The following is a 19,397-nucleotide window of genomic DNA, read 5'->3' on the forward strand; positions in this document are numbered from 1 at the left end:
CCGTTTTCCCTTCCCTTATCAAACCCTAGAAATCATCGGGAATAATCCATTGGGTCGGTTGCGTCAGTTTTTTCAGTCTAGCGGCTTCGGCCATTTCTAGCATCTTTTCCAAAGAAGTTTCGGCAATAAATTTGGCTGCTTCGGCGGCATGGGCTTGATTGGGGCATTGATCGCCTAAAATACAACCATTTAGGCAATCTACAGCACAATTTACCTGTTTTTCCATAAAAATTCTCTTTTTATGACGAGATTTGTCTTTTATATTTTAACCTAACTTTTTTTAAGTACCTCAGCAAAATTAATTACACATCTTGCTAATCCTTTTGCCGCTCTCAACCCTAGGTGAGTAATTATGCCAGTTAAGAAAGCGGCACCCTTAACCTTTCCCTAACCCATAAATTGCTATAGATTTTAATTGTGTGAGGAGTGAGAAGAAAGCAAAGTCCTTGGGGTCGAAACACGGCAAGACTCCCAAGGGCTTTTCCATGTCTAGGGAACAGTTGTCAGTCATGAACCAGCCTCAAGAGCGAGAACCTTTTGCCAGTTTAGTTTTATATCATCTCTTTAAATGGTCGTTCGTTAGCCCCACCCTACACGGCTATTTTCGCGGTCGCGTTTACGGAGTGGAAAATGTCCCCCGTCGTCATCCTCTGATTATCGTCTGCAATCACGCCAGTTACTTCGATCCACCCCTATTATCCTGTGCCGTGCGTCGTCCCGTAGCTTATATGGCTAAAGAGGAATTATTCACCATCCCGATTTTAAAACAGGCGATCGCTCTTTATGGGGCCTATCCCGTCAAACGCGGCAGTGGTGATCGCGGAGCCATTCGGGCGGCGATGGGAGCATTAGCAGCGGGCTGGGCAGTGGGAGTGTTTCTGGAGGGAACCCGCACCGAGGACGGATTGATCCATCAACCAAAACTAGGCGCGGCGATGATTGCCGCTAAAGCGGGAGTTCCCCTGTTACCCGTCAGTTTGTGGGGGACAGAAAAGATTTTTCAAAAAGGTTCTTCTTTTCCCCATAGTATCCCCTTAACTATTCGCATCGGAGAAGTGCTGCCGCCACCGATTTCTAGCAAAAGAGAGGCTTTACAGGCAGTTACCGAGCGCTGTGCCGAAATTATTAACGGATTACACGCCCTCGGACGCTAAATCTTTGCCTTTTGCATGAGTAGAAAACGGGTTTCTCGGAGAAACCCGTTTTCTGTGTGTTACTCAACGGATTTAGTCTTAGATTTCTTTCCCCGACACTTTCAAGTCGGGAATCTAGGCTAAAATTGGCATAACTCGACCATCGCCTCGACCATGTTCTTTTTTGTCCTCGGCTTCAATCTAGGCTTAACTTTATTTAATTGCTTTCTAGTCTGGAAATTGTGGCAATTGCGGCGGATTTTAGGGCGAGTGACCAAAATTTTAAACCGGGTGGAACGACGTTTACACCACATTTTTTACCCCGCTCCAGAATATATTATCATCGCCGGGGCGAAAACCTATTATCTCCGACAAAACTATCAACGCCTCTGCGGACAGATACAGATACTGCAATCCCTATTCTTGACCTTCTCCCTGATTATCCGTTACTGGCAGCGTCAACCCCGTCAACCCCGTCGCCTCTGGTCGCTAAAATTGAGCAAAATCTCTAGCAATTAGGCAGCTAACAGCGATCGCCAACCAGAGTAATACACAAGTACGAGTTAAATGCAAAGCCTGTTCGACGGTTTTAACGGTAATCGGGTTGAGGTTATCGCCTAATAAAGGTTTTTCCACAATCTGGCCCCGATATTGATTTTTCCCCCCCAATTGCACCCCCAAAATCGCCCCATAGACGCATTCACTCCAACCAGAATTAGGACTAGGATCCCGACGGGCATCGCGCCAACAAATGCTTAAAACTCGCCCCGGCCGGCCCGAAATCAGGGCGAGAGTTAAAACCGTTAAACGACAGGGTAGCCATGTGAAAACATCCTCGCTTTTGGCACTAAACCAGCCAATATGGGTGTAGGGTGGCCGACGATAGCCAATCATCGAATCGAGGGTACTAGCGGCTTTATAAGCGCAAGCGAGGGGTACCGGTCCCACCCCCAGAAAAGCACCGAGAAGGGCATAAAAAAGCGGCGCGGTAACTCCATCTACACCATTTTCACTGACGGTTTCTAATAGGGCGCGGAGGATTTCTTCCTGGCTGAGATTATCTGTGTCCCGGCCAACGTATAAACTTAGTTGGCAACGAGCTAGGGTGATATTTTCAGCTTGTAAAGCTGCGGTGACGGTTTCGGCAGCCCTGCGTAAACTTCTGCCGGCTAAACAACTAGCCAAGAGAATCATTTGTACTAGGTAACTCAGCAGCAAATTGACCTGACCTAACCACTGGATTCCTAGCCAAGTTAAGGCCCCAGTCAAGATAATTAAACCCAGTCCCAGAATTATGCCCGCTAAACGTTGGCGAATTTTTCCCTGCGTCCAATTAAGGATAACTTTTGTGGCAACGGCAATAATCGCCCCCATCACCTGCACCGGATGAATCCATCCCCAGGGATCGCCGATCAGATAATCTAAAACCGCCCCCAATACTAAAATGATCGCCGTTGCCGTTTCCTTCACAATTACTCCCTTTTACCATCAATATCCCGAATTTTCTCAATATTGTCTTCCCAGTTAGCCCCATCAAAGAACTGGATCTGAAAATCGCCTAAGACATTGCCATCCAAACAGCGCAGGTTTATATCTATAGCGTCAGGATGGGAGCGAGGACGATAGAAAGGATGAATACCACAAACACGACAAAAATAATGTTGGGCTGTGTGGGTATTAAATGTATAGGTACTTAAGAAATCTTCACCGCTTAGGAGGGTAAATTGTGCTGAAGGAACAATCAGATGCAGAAAGCCTTTTTTCTGACAAATCGAACAATTACAGTCTAGACCTTGATTATGCTCGATCGCCACTTGAAAACGGATCGCTCCACAGTGACAACCTCCCCCATAAATCTTTGCTTGAGTTGTTGCTGTCATAACTTCTAAACTACTAAACAATAAAGCTGGTTTCCTCTCCCCTAGCGGCGATCCAGCTACGCGCATCGTAGTATAAATCGGCTAAGGTAATCTTCCCCAGGGCCTCTTTTAATTTCTCATGGAGGTGTTTCCAGATAGTAAATGTCACCCAATCTTCTGCCTGTTCGTCCCTGGGATGATAGCCTGATAATGGCTCGATCGTCTCTCCCACCGCCTCTAAAATTTGCCCCAACGAGATACGATTTGCCGGCCTGGCCAATTGATAACCCCCTTGCGCCCCCCTAAAGGAACGAACTAACCCCGCTCGTCGCATTTCTATCAGCAATTTCTCTAGATAAGCAGCTGGGATATCTTGACGCAGGGCGATCGATTTTACCGATACGGGAGTTCCCCTCGGTTGTAAACTAAGATCCAGCAAGGCTTTAACACTATAGTGACCCCTAGTTGTTAGCTTCATTATCCCTCATTTTTACCTCTTTATCTCTATCCTACCCCCTGCCCTCATTGATGACAGAAAGGCTAACCTCCCTTCCCTCAGCATCTCGATCAACATTGGTAAATTCTGTTAAGATTTCGATCGAGAGATAGAGTGTAATCAATTACAATCAATTTCCTCAAGCAAGTGATAATTTTTAGTTTATACCGTGTAAGATGAGTGTAGAGAGCAATCGTAACCCGATTGTTTCTGGTCAGGGGGAGCAACTCTCCTCGACTAGCCTTGATGACCCTAACCTTTACTTATCTACTGCAAACTTAAATGAACAAAACTACTAATCCAGAACCCCTGACTGGCCTCGAACTAATTGAGAAAGTTAAACAGCTAGGCAACCTCAGCAAAGAGGAAAAAGCCCGGGAATGCGGCTACTATACCATGACAAAAAATGGTATTGAACGTGTTAATATGATGAAGTTTCTCAATGCTTTAATCGATGCCGAGGGAATTGACTTAGATAGCAGTGCCAATGGTCAAGGACGGGGCGGGCGCTCGGCCAGCTACCGGATCAGTGTCCAATCAAATAATAATCTCCTGATCGGTTCGGCCTACACCAAAAAAATGGGACTTAAACCGGGAGATGAATTTGAAATTACTTTGGGGAGAAAACATATTCATCTCAAGCAAGTTGGCGCCAGCGACGACGACGAATAGCAATAATTAAGGAGAGAGCCGTTTAACTCTCTCCTTGCCATTAGATAGGGTCTGCTGAAAAAGGCACTCCAGGAATCATGTTATTAAATGCCAATGATTGGTCACCCAAGTGATAAGTTTTACTTGGGTTAAACTTCTATAAACATAATTTTTATTAAATATGAGTTCATGTCTTATACTAAATTCGGTTATTAAAAACTGATTATTTATTCCCCCTTTTGCCTCTTGCCTTCTGCCTCTTGCCTCTCCTGATATGTAGCATATACTCAACGGATTTAGTATTAGTTCATTTGTTCGCAAAAAAAGCAAGAAAGATAAAAAAGCCTAAAAAAACAGCCGAAGCAGTTGGGAAAGATTGACAACCAAAAAGATAATAGCAAGCTCAGTTTCTGAAGTTTCAGATTGAAATTAAATCTTCTCTTAGCTTGTCCGAACTTTCTGGGGGCATCTCAGTTTGGCCAAAATACCGACAATCAACAATGATCAGTCATCCTTAAATTAGTACAAATGCCACGAAGCCGCGTCTAAGCATCCCACTCCAAAAGCTAATCAGCGGCGGGATTGAGGAAAAAATCGCCAATAACCGCCAATTTTAGCGGAGAGTTTCCCTTGAAAAATCCCCACTGAGTAGATTGACAAAAATTAGATGCAGCCGTGGGTAAAGACTGTAATTCAGTCAATCCCAAAAGTTATCGAAACCACAGCGGTAATATCTTTGTCGATCGAGGAAGTGTCGTAAATTCCCGAATCGCTCACGTCAGTGGAATTGCGCGAGGTGATCTGAAAAACTCCCGTTTTCGCATCGCGCACCCTTCCCACCCGACTGCCGGTACTACTAGCGATCGCCTCAGCCCTCGCTCTGGCATCCTTGGTCGCCGCAGCCACCATTTCCACCCGCAGTTGATCGAGTTGGGTGTAAAGGTATTGGGGGGGTTCGGAGACGAGGCTAATTCCCTCCTCGATCAATTCCGTTACCTGCCTAGAAAGTTCCGTGTAACGGGCCACATCGCTCGCTCGGATCTCGAAGCGTTGGGTGAGACGATAGGCGAGAATTTGCCCGGTTTCCTGACCGTTAGCTGTTACTTCGGGAATCGGCATCGTCTCGATCGCGTTAGTGGTGATTGCGTCCTCGGGAACTTGTTTTTCTTTGAGATAAGCTCGTATCCGCTCGGTTTGCCGGATCAGATCGCGGTAGGCATCCTGGGCGCTGGGTTGTTGACTGGAAACCGATAAACGCCAGAGAAGATAATCGGATGTAATCGCCCTTTTGGCCGAACCGGTCACGACAAAAACATCGCCCGCCCGTTTCACCTCCAAGAACGAGCGCGCCGCTATCCAGGAACTCAAGACGAGAGCGATCGATAGCATCGATAAACCCGCGAATACCTGTGGGAAACGTTGGAATATAGAACTGTCTTTCATCATCCCCCATCCTAGAAATCCGACGTTTCCATCCTATGCTAGTAGCGAGTGCCTTGACATTATTATTTACAAAAATCAATAGGGGTTGCAATCTGACGGGAAGCTTTCCCTTACCCAAAAACTCCCTAGCGCTGACGGAGATAACGCCCTATGAGTTCGGCTTGAGCATTGGGACGATTATTGACCGATTCCAAGAATATTCCCAGAATTGAACCATCTCACCATCGGAATCCTGTTAATTTGTGCGTTAACGTTTTGTCCGGTTTGATTGCTTACTGTCACCAGCCGAAAAACCCTCCTTGAAAATGGAATGGGCTTTATCCCCCTCTGTTTAACCCGAACTGAGCTTAAATAAATACTTCGCCGAAAAAGGTTCCAGCGAAGTACCACAATAGTCAGTGACCAGTTATCAGTTATCAGTACCTTTAATATAACACCTTTGATCCAAAAATCATACCTTTGTACAAAAAAAGGCCAAAAATAAATACTTCGCCGAAAAGGGTTTCAGCGAAGTACCACAATAGTCAGTGACCAGTTATCAGTTATCAGTGCTTTTAGTATAACACCCTTTTTCGATCACTGCAAACTTTTTTCCAATTTTAGGCCAAGAATTTTGGACCCAGGCCGACTTTCGGCGCGTACACCGCCCGATCGCCCAATTCTTCTTCGATGCGTAATAAGCGATTATACTTAGCCACCCGTTCACTGCGACTGAGAGAACCAGTTTTAATCTGTCCGGCATTAGTAGCTACCGCCAGATCCGCGATCGTGGTGTCTTCCGTTTCTCCGGAACGATGACTAATTACAGAACGATAACCGTGACGGGTAGCTAGGGCGATCGTTTGTAGGGTTTCCGTCAAAGAACCGATCTGATTGAGTTTAATCAGGATCGAGTTAGCAATACCCAGATCGATCGCTCTTTGCAGACGGATGGGATTAGTCACCATCAAATCATCGCCCACCAACTGAATCCGCGCCCCCAGTTTATCGGTCAATAATTTCCAGTTATCCCAATCTTCCTCGTGTAAACCGTCTTCAATGGAAATAATCGGATAGCGATCAACTAAACTAGCCAAAAAATCCACCATTTCGGCGGGAGAATGGGAAGAACCATCGTAGATGTATTGACCATCCTTATAGAATTCACTGGCGGCCACATCCATAGCCAAAGCCACCTGCGACCCCGGTTTATAACCAGCACGTTCGATCGATTCGATTAAAATATCCAAAGCTTCCTGATTTGAACCCAAATTAGGGGCATAACCGCCCTCATCGCCCACACCGGTCAGTAATTTGCGTTCGTGCAAGGCCTTACCCAAAGCGGCGAATACTTCCGCCCCCCAACGCAAACCTTCCTTAAAAGAATCGGCCCCGATGGGGAAGATCATAAACTCCTGAAAATCGACGTTATTATCGGCGTGAGAACCACCATTGATCACGTTCATCATCGGCACGGGTAGCACATTGGCCATCGGGCCACCGAGATAACGATAGAGAGGCAAGCCCAGATCCGCCGCCGCTGCTTTGGCCGTAGCCAGAGAGACGGCTAGGATAGCATTAGCCCCTAATTCTCGTTTATTGGCCGTGCCATCGCGATCGATCATAGCTAAATCGATACTAGCTTGGTCGAAAGCATTCATCCCCTCCAAAACCGGGACAATTTTTTCGTGGACATTGCGAACCGCTTTCAGGACACCCTTACCACCGTAACGCTGGGGATCGTCATCGCGCAATTCGTGGGCTTCAAAACTGCCCGTAGAAGCGCCACTGGGAACCTGGGCCAAACCCATCGCCCCCGATTCTAACAACACTTCCGCTTCGATAGTGGGACGGCCGCGGGAATCTAGAATCTCCCTAGCAGCGATCGCTTCAATGGGAACTTCGATTTTATCTAACATAACTTATCGTCTCCAACTCAATTTACGCGGTCATTGCGGCTGATTACTAATTGCCTAAAGGGAAATCCACGTTGACAATCTGCTTTTGATCATCAAAAACGAGGATTAAAGTATCCGTCAGTTTTTCAAATTGAATCGTCACCAACACCAGATCCACACCGTCCGTATCCGCACCTTTTCTGACCTGAGTTCCCACGACCCGACGCACGGGGCCGGTACGCTTAAGTAAATTCTCCCAAGCACCTTGCACTCTGGTGGGGAAAACCTCGGCTTTCAGGAGAGGATGTAAAAAACCTCTGGCCAGGCCGTAGTCTTTATTGACCAAAGCCTTGACAAAAGCAGCACCAATCTCAGAAATACTGCGAAATTCGGGAAAATCGGCGGCAATTACCTGACCAGACCGGTTAAAGGTAATTACCACATCTTCAGTGATTTTCTCAAATTCAACGGTGACAATCACCAGATTGGCATTGATAGCATCGAGTAGCTTGCTTTTGACAATGCGCTTAAACGGTCCGGTATGGTCAATGACTTGGCTTTCCCAGACCTTTTGCAGTTTCTCGGCAGTCCAGAGGGGTTTTAGTTGGGGTGACAAGGCTGCAATCACCTTGTCGTATTGTTTAGTTCCCAACCATTGTACTAACTGCCGAGCTTGCTTTTCTTCTCGGACGGGATCACCAATAGCGATCGCGGTCGGTTCTAGGTTCGCCTGTACTGGTGAAACGTTGAACGTGGTCAAAGGCAGGGTAAAACCAATTAAACACAAAGACAGAATCGATACCCGTTTAGCTAATGAAAGCTGCATCATTTCAGCTATTGCTCCGCAAATAAATAACGTTTTTTCACTTGACGATTGAATTGATGCCATTGTTCATTAGTTAAAGCATTCAAGATCGCTCGATCGGGTAATATCTCTCCCCTTGTTATACTGGTTTAACGATTAAAACTACCGCCGAACGCGCTTGCACCCGATAGGTTTCCGATTCAATAGCGGCGGCGGCATCTAAATCACAGGCTGCCTCGGACAATTGCCCAGCAGTATCGATGACGCGATGCCATTTTTCCTCTGGGAATAGGGGGGGTAACTGGAAGTTGAGAGATTCCCAGTAAGCGTTCAGCATAATGTGTAAATACTCGTTGGCCTTGGGATAACGCAGGGAAAAAGCTAAACTGCGGGAATCTTCCGACCAATCGGGTTTACTCAACTGTACGCCATGCCAACTCAGATGGGGTTCGAGACTGGTATAGGTGACTTCTAGCAATTTTTCCTGACGGAAAAGAGCTAATTTTTTATTAAAATCGATCAGTCTCCTTACGAAACACCAAAGATCGAACTCTTGCTCTACCGCACTCCAATCGAACCAACTTAACTGGTTATCCTGACAATAGGCGTTATTGTTGCCCTTTTGGGTGCGTCGCACTTCGTCTCCCATCAACAGCATAGGTGTTCCTTGGGAAATGAACAGGATCGTTAAGAGATTTTTTATTTGTTGCAGTCGCAGGGTTTTAATCGCCTCGTTATTGGTTTCCCCTTCTATCCCACAATTCCAGCTAAAATTATCGTTGCAACCGTCCCGATTCTTCTCGCCGTTAGCCTCGTTGTGTTTCTCGTCGTAGGAAACTAGATCGTTAAGGGTAAAGCCATCGTGACAGGTAACAAAATTTATACTTCTATTGACATCGTTGTCAGGTCTGTGGTATATGTCGGGGCTTCCTAAAATCCGCGCCGCTAATTTCCTGACTATGCCGGTATCTCCCCGGACAAAAGCGCGCACATCATCGCGAAAAGGACCATTCCACTCGGAAAACCAATCGGCAAATTCGACAAATTGACCGACACTATACAATCCTGCCGCGTCCCAAGCTTCGGCGATTAATTTTGTCCCGGCTAAGACTGGATCCGATTCGATCGCCCAGATCATGTTATAACCTTTTTGCAGGATCGGTTCCCCGTCCACATTGCGCGATAATACGGCCGCTAGGTCAAAGCGAAAACCATCGACGTGCATTTCCGACACCCAATAGCGCAAACAATCGAGAATCATTTTGCCAACAATCGGATGACTGCCCTTGAGGGTGTTACCACAGCCGGTATAGTTGCTATAGAGGCTTTTATCGACCGCATCGAGGATGTAGTAGGTGCGATTATCGATACCTTTCAAGGAAAGAGTCGGCCCGATTTCGTCCCCCTCGGCGGTATGATTGAAAACTACATCGAGAATCACTTCAATCCCCGCTTTGTGTAACGCTTTCACCAGATCGCGAAATTCATTCAAAGGACCGAGCGGTGAGCGATCGCTACTGTAGCCGGCATGGGGCGCAAAAAAGCCGATCGTGCTATAACCCCAATAGTTAGTTAACCCCGGCATAGCGGCAGCGGGATCAAAGTAATGAATCGGTAACAATTCCACGGCAGTAATGCCTAGGTTTTTCAAATAGGGTATTTTTTCGATTAATCCCGCAAAAGTACCTCTTTTTTCCTCGCTAACACCGGAATTCGGGTTACGAGTAAAGCCACCGACGTGCATTTCGTAGATAAAACTGGCAGAGTAGGGAGTGCGTAGCGGTTCGTCATCTTCCCAATCATAGCAGCCCGTATCCACTACCAGACCCCGCAAAGCTCGATGACAATTATCGCCTTTTTCGCTGGCAGCTTGTCGATCATAAATTTCCGCACCGACAATCGCTTTCGCATAGGGATCGAGAACTACTTTATCAGGATCGAAGCGATGACCCTGGGCCGGATTATCCGGACCATAGACTCGATAAGCATACACTTGACCGACTCCAATGCCGTGAACGAAAATATGCCAATAGAAAAAGGTGCGGTTTGTTTGCGGGGTGAGGAGAATAGTCCGGCTAGGTACGGGAGAATTAGCATCATCAAATAATAATAATTCGATGGCAGTGGCATACTTAGAAAATAGTGAGAAGTTGACACCATCGGCTAATACAGTCGCACCGACAGGATGGCTTTTACCGTGATCGGTTTTTAAGGTCATTGTCAAGAGATAAGAAGTGATTAGGATTAGTATAAGATTATTCGGCGTTGTTGAATCAAGGTATGAATGCTAACTGTGTATCGCATCCAAAAGTTAGTTGGGGTGCAGGTTTTAAAAATCTCACCCAAGAAGACTCAGAACTCAAATCAGCAACGCCAGGATTTTAATCGAGATGGTGTGATTAATTTCTAAGACCTTGCCCCGTTCAATAAAGCTCTCAATTTTCCGAGCAATCAAGAAAAAAATATAGGAGTTTTAAATGACCTTTCCCGAATATTTTAGGCTTGATTAAGCCAATTAATTAAGTCAGCTTGACTCTCAAAGTCTAGCAACGCTTCTCCTAAGTCTTCTAATTTTTCTACTGAGAGTTTTTGGATAGTTTCGGTAATATGCGGGGGAAGTTCACCAAAACGTCGCTTTAGTTGACGTAGCACTAACTTGGATGCTTCTTTTTGAAGTCCGATAGCTTCTCCTAGTTGAATAGCTTTTTCTCTATCCTGTTCGTATAAAGGGGCTAAACGCATAATAAATTTCCTCTCCTCCTGGGTTCTTTTGGGTAAGGCTTGCAAGTTCCTACTCAAATTGTATAATAATTTCAAGGAAGCTGATTTAAAGGGATGATTAGAAGACAAGGCCTCTAATTCATCAATCGCTCTGCTTCTGGTTCCTCCTCTGCCTAATAATCTTAACCAAAGGGTTTCAGGGGTTTCAGGTAATTGATGCAGGACAATAATGGCTGTGGTTAATGCTGGGGCTAAAAAATAAATTCCTTCTCCCCAATCTGGATGATTGAGAGCGGAAAAAGCAGTTATAATTCTTTGACTGGCCGTAGGAGTTAGTATCCATAGTCTAGGAATATTTTCTGCTAATAAGGGTTGTTGATGACGGTGAGCTTCTCTTTGTAATTGTTCCCGCACAGTTAACAGTTTAGATAAACAAGCGAGAATTCCCTCAATCGTGACTGGATTGCGATAGGGTTCTAATAGACAAGGGGTTTGAGCTAATCGACCCAATAAACCTAATTCGGGCGGTATTTTGGGGGAAGTCGGCCGAAAATACACATTAATTTCTTGAGTTTCTGCCGTCACATCAAGGCTAGTTTTCACGTCACCGGAAGAAGAGAGAAAGGTTTCGAGGTAGTCTTTCACTAAATTTATCCCAAAGAAAGCGAGTCAAGGCTGAAGTGATTAAATCAATGATGGTTATTTTATCATTTTAAAAGCCTATTTATTAGTTCAGCCAATTAATTAAGTCAGCTTGAGTCTCAAAGTCTAGTAATGCTTCTCCTAAGTCTTCTAATTTTTCTACTGAGAGTTTTTGAATAGTTTCGGTGATATGCGGGGGTAGTTCACCAAAACGTCGGTTAAGTAAGCGTAGCACTAGGTTGGCTTCTCCTTTTTGAAGTCCGATAGCTTCTCCTTGTTGAATCCCTTCGATTCTACCTTTTTGAAGTCCGATAGCTTCTCCTTGTTGAATAGCTTTTTCTCTATCTTGTTCGTATAAAGGGGCTAAACGCATAATAAATTTCCTCTCCTCCTGGGTTCTTTTGGGTAAGGCTTGCAAGTTCCTACTCAAATTGTATAATAATTTCAAGGAAGCTGATTTAAAGGGATGATTAGAAGACAAGGCCTCTAATTCATCAATCGCTCTGCTTCTGGTTCCTCCTCTGCCTAATAATCTTAACCAAAGGGTTTCAGGGGTTTCGGGTAATTGATGCAGGACAATAATGGCTGTGGTTAATGCTGGAGGTAAAAAGTAAATCCCTTCTCCCCAATCTGGATGATTGAGAGCGGAAAAAGCAGTTATAATTCTTTGACTGGCAGTAGGAGTTAGTATCCATAGTCTAGGGATATTTTCTGCTAATAAGGGTTGTTGATGACGGTGAGCTTCTCTTTGTAATTGTTCCCGCACAGTCAACAGTTTAGATAAACAAGCGAGAATTCCCTCAATCGTGACAGGATTGCGATAGGGTTCCAATAAACAAGGGGTTTGAGCTAATTTGCCCAATAGGCCTAATTCGGGCGGTATTTCTGGGGAAGTCGGTCGAAAATACACATCGATTTCTTGAGTTTCTGCCGTCACGTCAAGGCTAGTTTTCACGTCACCAGAAGAAGCAAGAAAAGTTTCGAGGTAATCTTTACTAAATTTATCCCAAAGAAAGCGAGTCAAGGCTTAGGTGATTCAATCGATGATCAGGGTTATTTTATCATTTTAAAAGCCTGATTGGAAAAATTAGCAGCATTGCAGCTTTAGTTACAGATTTTTCCTAGTTTTTGCGCTAGAACTGAAAGGTTAATCAGCAAAAAACGCGCTCGACGAATGAAACCGCAAATCATCGTCTGTGGATTAGGTCGCACGGGTTATAAAATCTTTTGTTTACTCAAACAACAATCTGCGGCAGTAGCGGCGATTAGCGATCGCCAAATGGTCTGCGAATACCAGTCTGATATTATCATCGGCGATCCCTGCTCTCCTCAGACTCTCCTGCAAGCTGGTCTCCCGGATGCAGAAACCCTAGTTTTGGCCATCGATAACGACGCACTCAATCTGGAAATTCTCACCCGTGCAAGGATAATTAACCCAAAAATTCGGATAGTTAACCGACTATTTAACGAAACTTTAGGAGAAAGACTCGATCAAACCCTCCCTGCTCACGTTAGCATGAGCGTTGCTTCCCTAGCGGCTCCGATCTTTTCCTTTGCTGCCCTTGGTAATAAAGCTATCGGTCAATTACAGCTATTCGATCGCCTTTGGCCAATTCAAGAGATAATTATCGAGGAAAATCATCCTTGGTGGGGATTACCCCTCTACGAACTTTGGGACGATCCGGCCCGGATGTTAATCTATTATCTCCCCGCTCACGACGAAATTGATCTGGTTTCAGCAGTTCTTTTAGGCAAAAAACTCCAAACTGGCGATCATCTCATTATCGGCAATAAACCGACAATTAAGGCAAAACAGCGTTTTAAACTGCAAAAGTGGCTGAGAAATCTACTCAATCTCCGTCCCTATCAGCACTATGTCCAACCGGTAATTCTTGTCACCCTTTCCCTCCTGGGGATGATTTCCCTTGCTACCATTACCTATCTCAGCGTTAATCAAAAAATTTCCCTCGTCGATTCCCTCTATTTCTCCGTCGGGATGATTACCGGTGCCGGAGGTAACGAAAAAGTGGCCGAATCTACCCCCGATAGTATCAAAATTTTTACCGTGGTCATGATGATTGTCGGTGCGGGGGTTATTGGTATCTGTTATGCTCTCCTCAACGATTTTATTCTCGGTAGTCGCTTTAAGCAGTTTTGGGATGCTACCCGCATTCCCGTCCGCAATCATCACATTATCTGTGGTTTAGGAGGTATCGGCACCCGGATCGTGCGACAATTACACGAGCAAGGCTGTGAAGTGGTGGTGATTGAATCAGACCCCAATAATCGATTTTTGCATTCCGTGCGCTCCTGGGGAATCCCCGTTATCATCGAGGATGCGCGTCTAGTGGCTACCCTAGAAACCGCTAATATTAACAACGCTGAATCTTTGATCGTGGTGACTTACGAGGATATGATTAATGTGGAGATTGCCCTCACTGCTAAAGCGATCGCTCCTAAAATTAATCTAGTTTTACGCTGCTCTCAGGAACAATTCGGGCGATCGATTCAAGAGGTTTTTGATTTTGATACGGTATTATGTCCCCGGGATCTAGCTACCTATTCCTTCGCCGCGGCCGCTTTGGGCGGTAGAATTCTCGGTAATGGCATGACCGATGATCTCCTCTGGGTTGCTTTGGCTACATTAATCACACCTAATCATCCTTTTATGGGTCAAATTATCAAGGAAGCGGCGATGAATGCCGATTTTGTGCCACTTTACCTAGAAAAACAAGGTCAAACTATCCACGGTTGGCAATTACTGGAAATCACTCTCGATCAAGGTGATATTCTTTATCTAACTATGCCGGCTATGCGTTTACAACAGGTTTGGCAAAATACTTCCCTAACTATTCCCCAATCTTTCCCCGATTTAAAATGATTTCTGGTCTTAATTATCTGAGCAAAGCTAGTTATCGCTGTATCTTGAGTTTAGGCAGTGCTGGCAGTATTTTAAGTCTCGCTAGTGCCAGCAGCATTTTAAGTCTGGTTAGTATCGGCAGTATGCTCAGTATTGGCAGTGTTGGCAGTATTCTTAGTATTGGCAGTGTTGGCAGTATTCTTAGTATTGGCAGTGTCGGCAGTATATTTGGCATTTTTCAATATCATTCTCTGCCTAACTATCCTGAGTAGTTCTAATGAACTATTCATTACCGCTTCTTTGTCGATGGCGGTTTTTTGAGTTTAAACTGTGGAGCGATCGCTTTTTATGCAAACAAAATAGAAAGGGTATTAATCGGATTAAGGGATTTATGAGGCTGCGGCAAAACTAACACGACGATAAATTTCTAGCAAGGGAAGTTCAACGTTTAAACTCTCCAGAGGGATTATTTGACTAAGTTGATCGTAGGTTTGTAGTTGCCAGCGATCGCTCTGTGCGAGTCTAAAATATTGCTCAATGTAGGGTTCAGTTTGACTAACGAGCAGATATTCACAAAAACTTGGCAGGGAACGATATTTTCTAAATTTATCACCTCGATCATCTGCTTCCGTGGCGGGGGAAAGCACCTCTACAATAAATAAAGGATTAAGAATTTCGTCTTTGCGATCGCCGTTAAATTCTGGTTCATGGTTAACAACCATGAGATCGGTATAGGTTCCACAATTATATTCAGGAATCCACAGCCGCAGATCGCTGTTATACAGACGAAAATCCCTATCTCTCAATAAAAATCCCAAAAAAACCGAGATATTGATCGCGATCGCGCTGTGGGTTGCGGTTCCTCCAGGCATAAGAATCATTTCTCCATGGCAATATTCATAACGTTCCTGAGAATTTTCAGCGATCGCCCGATATGCTTCCAAAGTGACAGGGGTTTTGGTGACTGTCGCAATAGTTGGTTTTTCTTGAGCGATAATCATCTTTGTCTTTCTCCGATATTCTATTAATTAATTTTATGGTTATTTTTTAGGGATTGTGGGGAAGCGATCGCTTTTTATCAAAACAGAATAGAAAGAGCGATCGCAGTTTTTCTGAGGTGAGAGAGAACAATTTTTTAAGAGCAAACTATCGTTAATTTGATTGTATGTACTATAATTGAGTCGTTAAATTTAAACAAAATACTATACTGTCCTCATCGAGGTTATTGTTTATGAAATCAGAGTATGATCTCGCTAATATGAAAAGTCGTCCTAATCCTTTTGCTCAACAACTCAAGCGGCAGGTCACTTTACCTTTAAGGATTGATGTCATTGATTTCTTTGAAAAAAAAGCAAAAGAAAAAGGAATTTCTTATCAGGAATTAATTGATTTATATCTTCAGGATTGTGTGACAAACGACCGAGAAATTTCTTTTTAGCGATCGCTTTTTATTCAATCAGAATAGAAAGAGCGATCGCCTTGTGAGCATCAGTTAATAAAACAATAAAGTTCTGGAAAAATGAGCCAAGCCAGTATTCAATGTTTATCCGATGAAAATGGCGAAACAATCGCTGCTGTTGTGCCTATTGATCTATGGCGAGAGATTGAGTCTGAACGGGAAACGGCTTATTTGTTAAGTAGTGAAGTGATGAAGGAAAGGCTGTTGACGGCGAAAAGTCGTCAGGGGGGAATGAAGTTAGAGGAAGTCTGCGAAAAGCTGGGAATTTGATCGGTTTGCCCTATTTTGGTAAAATCAACTATAATGGGGAGAAGTTAATCTTTGCCAAGCTTGAGCAGACTTAAACTAATCCCTCAGTGAGCAAGCAATTGAATCCTATGCTTAAAATTGCCCTTTTTGGAACCAGTGCCGATCCTCCTACTGCCGGTCATCAAGCCATACTAAAATGGTTATCGGAACAGTACGATATTGTTGCAGTTTGGGCTGCCGATAATCCCTTTAAAAATCATCAAACCAGTCTCGAACATCGTCTGAGGATGTTAAATTTGCTCATCCGGGATATTCAACCCCCAAGGGATAATATACAACTGCGACGAGAATTAAGCGATCGACGTAGCTTAATTAGTGTGGAAAAAGCGCAAACAATTTGGGGAGAACAGGAGGAATATACCCTAGTCATTGGTTCTGATTTAGCTGGACAAATTAGGCACTGGTATCGTAGCCAAGAATTACTAGAAAAAGTCAAAATTCTCGTGATTCCCCGTCCAGGCTATCCTATTAACCAAGATGATATTGAACAACTGCAAACATTAGGGGGTGATTGTCTGATTGCCGATGTATTTGCTCCGGCTGTATCCTCAACAGATTATCGAGAAAAAGGCGATAAACAGGCTGTTCCTGCACCGATTAAAGATTATATCGAAGGTCAAAAACTTTACGCATGAAACCGCCAAAGACCCTAGCTAATAAATCTCTAGCTGATTTTAAAGTGGGAGTTGATAACGTGATCTTTTCCGTTGATACCCAATTAAACCGGCTGCTGGTGCTTCTGATTAAAAGACGGGAAGAACCCTTTAGTAATTACTGGAGTTTACCCGGGACTTTAGTTAGAAATGGGGAGTCACTGGAAACGGCAGCCTATCGAATTTTAGCCGAGAAAATTAGCGTCAATAATCTCTACCTGGAACAGTTATATACTTTTGGCAGTCCAGAGGGAGATTCCCCAGCAGCGTCCGAGAGTTTTGGGAAACGTTATCTATCGGTGAGTTACTTCGCTTTAGTGCGGTTTGAAGAAGCAAAATTAATCACTGAACGGGATCATAATATCACTTGGTATATGATTGATAAAGTGCCAGATTTAGCCTTTAATCACGGTCAAATTTTGGAATATGGCTGGCGAAGATTACGCAATAAAGTAGAATATAGTCCCGTCGCTTTTGAGGTTTTACCAGAATTATTTACTTTAAATGATCTTTATCAATTTTATGAGACAATTTTAGGTAAAAATTTTAGTGATTATTCTAACTTCAGAAATCGGCTATTGAAATTAGGATTTCTCAAGGATATGGGTTTAAAAGTCTCTCGTGGTGCCGGTCGTCCTGCTAGTTTATATCGCTTTGATGAAAAAGCTTTTGCTCCCTTTAAAGATCAACCCTTAGTTTTTGTTTAAATAGGAAAAAATATGAGAATTGCTATCGCTCAATTAAATCCCATTGTTGGAGATATCGAAGGAAATGCCCAAAGAATTTTAGAGGCTGCTCAAACAGCATTTAATCAGGGAGCAGAATTACTTTTAACCCCGGAATTATCCCTCTGTGGTTATCCTCCTAGAGACTTGTTATTAAATCTGGGTTTTGTGGAGAAAATGTCTCGACAATTGCAATTATTGTCCCAACAATTACCAGAAAAGTTAGCCGTCTTAGTCGGTTTTGTCGAAAAAAATCCCTCGGCAACGGTCAGGGGAGAAAAGCCGTTATTTAATAGCATAGCTTTGCTAAAAAGTCAAGAAATTAAACAAATTTTTACTAAACGTTTATTGCCTACCTACGATGTTTTTGATGAGGATCGTTACTTTGCTTCTGGGAAAGAAAGTCAATATTTTCAACTAACAGAAAATAATGTAAAAATCGGTGTAACTATCTGTGAAGATGTTTGGAATGATGAACAATTTTGGGGTCAACGTCAATACGCAGTTAATCCCATCGCCGATTTAGCTAATTTAGGAGTGGATTTAATCGTTAATCTTTCCGCTTCTCCCTACAGTGTCGGTAAGCAAAAATTGCGAGAATCTTTATTATCCCATAGTGCCACTAGATATAATTTACCGATAGTTTATGTCAATCAAGTGGGAGGTAATGATGATTTAATTTTTGATGGTGACAGCGTTGCTTTTAACCGACAAGGAGAAGTGATTTATCGCGCCCAGGCATTTACTTCTAGCCTAGAATTGATCGAGTTTAATCAAGATTTGTTACCCGCAGTTATTCATCCTTTACCCGTCGATGAAGATGAGGAAATTTATCGAGCTTTAGTCTTAGGAGTGCGAGATTATGTGCAGAAATGCGGTTTTAAACGGGTAATTTTTGGCTTGAGTGGTGGCATTGATTCCAGTTTAGTTGCCGCTATTGCCAGCGACGCATTAGGTAAAGAAAATGTTCTCGCTGTGATGATGCCTTCTCCCTATAGTTCCGACCATTCCATTAGCGATGCAGTGGCTTTAGTTAATAATTTAGGTATCAAAAGTGAGAAGTTAGCAATTCAAGAAATTATGACCGCTTATGATCAACTTTTAGATGGTCTTTTCGCTGGGACTGATTTCGGTATTGCCGAAGAAAATCTTCAGTCACGCATTCGCGGTAATTTATTAATGGCTCTCTCTAATAAATTCGGTCATTTACTATTATCCACTGGCAATAAATCAGAAATGGCGGTGGGATATTGCACCCTTTACGGTGATATGAATGGTGGTTTAGCAGTGATTGCTGATGTGCCGAAAACCCGCGTTTATTCCCTCTGTCGCTGGTTAAATCGGCACGGGGAAATTATTCCCCTTAATGTGATTAATAAAGCTCCTAGTGCTGAATTAAAACCCAATCAGAAGGATCAAGATTCTTTACCTCCCTACGAGATTTTAGATGCTATTTTAGCACTATTAATCGATCGCCATCAATCCGCCGAACAAATTATCGCCGCCGGCTTTGAGGCTGAAATTGTGCAGAAAGTGATTAAATTAGTTAAAAATGCCGAATTTAAGCGCAAACAAGCTCCCCCGGTCCTAAAAATTAGCGATCGCGCTTTTGGCACTGGTTGGCGAATGCCTATCGCTAGTCGCTGGGGTTAGGGGGGTTTTTCAGTTATCAGTTATCAGTATTAAATAGCAGTTTTCTACGGGTGTATCTCGTTTTTGTAAATCTACGAAGTTGGGATTTTTAAGGGGAAACTCTCTTTTAAA

Annotated in this window: 20 protein-coding genes and 2 pseudogenes; 11 read left to right on the top strand and 11 right to left on the bottom strand. The window is 43.8% G+C overall.

The features are described from left to right. Positions 1–25: 25 nt before the first annotated feature. Positions 26–226, bottom strand: coding sequence for a hypothetical protein (locus myaer_RS10275; RefSeq protein WP_046662016.1), 201 nt, complete (start codon positions 224–226; stop codon positions 26–28). 259 nt (positions 227–485) lie between these two features. Between myaer_RS10275 and myaer_RS10280 the strand changes: the two genes are divergently transcribed. After that, entirely contained in the window at positions 486–1,154 is a 669-nt protein-coding gene (locus tag myaer_RS10280; RefSeq protein ID WP_046662017.1) for a lysophospholipid acyltransferase family protein, read from the top strand. Between the two features lie 153 nt (positions 1,155–1,307). Further along, complete coding sequence (locus myaer_RS10285; RefSeq protein WP_046662018.1) at positions 1,308–1,652, top strand: hypothetical protein; 345 nt, start codon at positions 1,308–1,310, stop codon at positions 1,650–1,652. Here myaer_RS10285 and cbiB read toward each other — a convergent pair. The 3 genes from cbiB to myaer_RS10300 are packed head-to-tail and all read right to left on the bottom strand — an operon-like array spanning position 1,623 to position 3,470. Then, positions 1,623–2,603: an adenosylcobinamide-phosphate synthase CbiB gene (cbiB, locus tag myaer_RS10290; protein WP_046662019.1), complete on the bottom strand. Its 981-nt coding sequence runs from the start codon at positions 2,601–2,603 to the stop codon at positions 1,623–1,625. The two genes, myaer_RS10285 and cbiB, sit on opposite strands and share 30 nt — an antisense overlap. Positions 2,604–2,605: 2 nt before the next feature. After that, complete coding sequence (locus myaer_RS10295) at positions 2,606–3,079, bottom strand: GFA family protein (RefSeq protein ID WP_080949737.1); 474 nt, start codon at positions 3,077–3,079, stop codon at positions 2,606–2,608. Continuing rightward, complete coding sequence (locus myaer_RS10300; protein ID WP_002783777.1) at positions 3,027–3,470, bottom strand: Rrf2 family transcriptional regulator; 444 nt, start codon at positions 3,468–3,470, stop codon at positions 3,027–3,029. Before myaer_RS10300 ends, myaer_RS10295 begins: the two co-directional genes overlap by 53 nt. A 300-nt stretch (positions 3,471–3,770) precedes the next feature. Between myaer_RS10300 and myaer_RS10305 the strand changes: the two genes are divergently transcribed. Next, positions 3,771–4,160, top strand: a complete 390-nt coding sequence (locus myaer_RS10305; RefSeq protein WP_046662020.1) for an AbrB family transcriptional regulator — start codon at positions 3,771–3,773, stop codon at positions 4,158–4,160. A 672-nt stretch (positions 4,161–4,832) separates the two neighbouring features. On the opposite strand, the gene myaer_RS10315 is transcribed toward myaer_RS10305, so the two are convergent. After that, positions 4,833–5,582, bottom strand: coding sequence for an SIMPL domain-containing protein (locus myaer_RS10315; RefSeq protein ID WP_080949740.1), 750 nt, complete (start codon positions 5,580–5,582; stop codon positions 4,833–4,835). A gap of 192 nt (positions 5,583–5,774) precedes the next feature. Between myaer_RS10315 and myaer_RS22475 the strand changes: the two are divergent. Continuing rightward, a pseudogene (locus myaer_RS22475) lies at positions 5,775–5,885 on the top strand (IS982 family transposase); the annotation flags it as partial. Between the two features lie 296 nt (positions 5,886–6,181). On the opposite strand, the gene eno reads toward myaer_RS22475, so the two are convergent. From eno to myaer_RS10345, 5 genes and pseudogenes are all read right to left on the bottom strand, one after another. Next, the gene (gene eno / locus myaer_RS10325; protein ID WP_002802932.1) at positions 6,182–7,480 is read right to left on the bottom strand and encodes a phosphopyruvate hydratase; all 1,299 of its coding nucleotides are present in this window, start codon (positions 7,478–7,480) and stop codon (positions 6,182–6,184) included. Positions 7,481–7,526: 46 nt separating this feature from the next. Further along, entirely contained in the window at positions 7,527–8,288 is a 762-nt protein-coding gene (locus myaer_RS10330) for a DUF3887 domain-containing protein (protein ID WP_046662022.1), read from the bottom strand. A 115-nt stretch (positions 8,289–8,403) separates the two neighbouring features. Next, the gene (gene glgX / locus myaer_RS10335) at positions 8,404–10,482 is read right to left on the bottom strand and encodes a glycogen debranching protein GlgX (protein ID WP_046662023.1); all 2,079 of its coding nucleotides are present in this window, start codon (positions 10,480–10,482) and stop codon (positions 8,404–8,406) included. Between the two features lie 278 nt (positions 10,483–10,760). Beyond that, positions 10,761–11,658 (bottom strand): annotated as a pseudogene (locus tag myaer_RS10340) (DUF4351 domain-containing protein). A gap of 54 nt (positions 11,659–11,712) precedes the next feature. Continuing rightward, entirely contained in the window at positions 11,713–12,651 is a 939-nt protein-coding gene (locus myaer_RS10345) for a DUF4351 domain-containing protein (RefSeq protein WP_046662025.1), read from the bottom strand. Positions 12,652–12,801: 150 nt separating this feature from the next. Here myaer_RS10345 and myaer_RS10350 point away from each other — a divergent pair, with 150 nt between their 5' ends. Beyond that, the gene (locus myaer_RS10350; RefSeq protein WP_046662026.1) at positions 12,802–14,508 is read left to right on the top strand and encodes a potassium channel family protein; all 1,707 of its coding nucleotides are present in this window, start codon (positions 12,802–12,804) and stop codon (positions 14,506–14,508) included. After that, positions 14,505–14,759: a hypothetical protein gene (locus tag myaer_RS10355; RefSeq protein ID WP_002776534.1), complete on the top strand. Its 255-nt coding sequence runs from the start codon at positions 14,505–14,507 to the stop codon at positions 14,757–14,759. The genes myaer_RS10350 and myaer_RS10355 overlap by 4 nt, the downstream gene beginning before the upstream one ends. Before the next feature lie 117 nt (positions 14,760–14,876). Here myaer_RS10355 and myaer_RS10360 read toward each other — a convergent pair whose 3' ends face one another. Further along, positions 14,877–15,488: a Uma2 family endonuclease gene (locus myaer_RS10360; protein ID WP_046662027.1), complete on the bottom strand. Its 612-nt coding sequence runs from the start codon at positions 15,486–15,488 to the stop codon at positions 14,877–14,879. Positions 15,489–15,718: 230 nt separating this feature from the next. Between myaer_RS10360 and myaer_RS10365 the strand changes: the two genes are divergently transcribed. The 5 genes from myaer_RS10365 to myaer_RS10385 all read left to right on the top strand — a co-directional run bounded on the left by myaer_RS10365 (position 15,719) and on the right by myaer_RS10385 (position 19,286). Beyond that, on the top strand, positions 15,719–15,925 hold the full coding sequence (locus myaer_RS10365) for a hypothetical protein (protein WP_002740011.1): 207 nt from the start codon (positions 15,719–15,721) through the stop codon (positions 15,923–15,925). An 81-nt stretch (positions 15,926–16,006) separates the two neighbouring features. Then, a complete protein-coding gene (locus myaer_RS10370; RefSeq protein WP_046662028.1) occupies positions 16,007–16,216 on the top strand; it encodes a hypothetical protein in 210 nt (69 codons plus the stop codon). A 107-nt stretch (positions 16,217–16,323) separates the two neighbouring features. After that, complete coding sequence (locus myaer_RS10375) at positions 16,324–16,890, top strand: nicotinate-nucleotide adenylyltransferase (RefSeq protein ID WP_002757316.1); 567 nt, start codon at positions 16,324–16,326, stop codon at positions 16,888–16,890. Continuing rightward, on the top strand, positions 16,887–17,615 hold the full coding sequence (locus tag myaer_RS10380) for an NUDIX hydrolase (protein WP_046662029.1): 729 nt from the start codon (positions 16,887–16,889) through the stop codon (positions 17,613–17,615). The genes myaer_RS10375 and myaer_RS10380 overlap by 4 nt, the downstream gene beginning before the upstream one ends. Before the next feature lie 12 nt (positions 17,616–17,627). After that, positions 17,628–19,286: an NAD+ synthase gene (locus myaer_RS10385; RefSeq protein ID WP_046662030.1), complete on the top strand. Its 1,659-nt coding sequence runs from the start codon at positions 17,628–17,630 to the stop codon at positions 19,284–19,286. Positions 19,287–19,397 lie beyond the last annotated feature (111 nt).

It is taken from the genome of Microcystis aeruginosa NIES-2549 (assembly GCF_000981785.2).
In the GTDB taxonomy this organism is placed as follows: domain Bacteria; phylum Cyanobacteriota; class Cyanobacteriia; order Cyanobacteriales; family Microcystaceae; genus Microcystis; species Microcystis aeruginosa_C.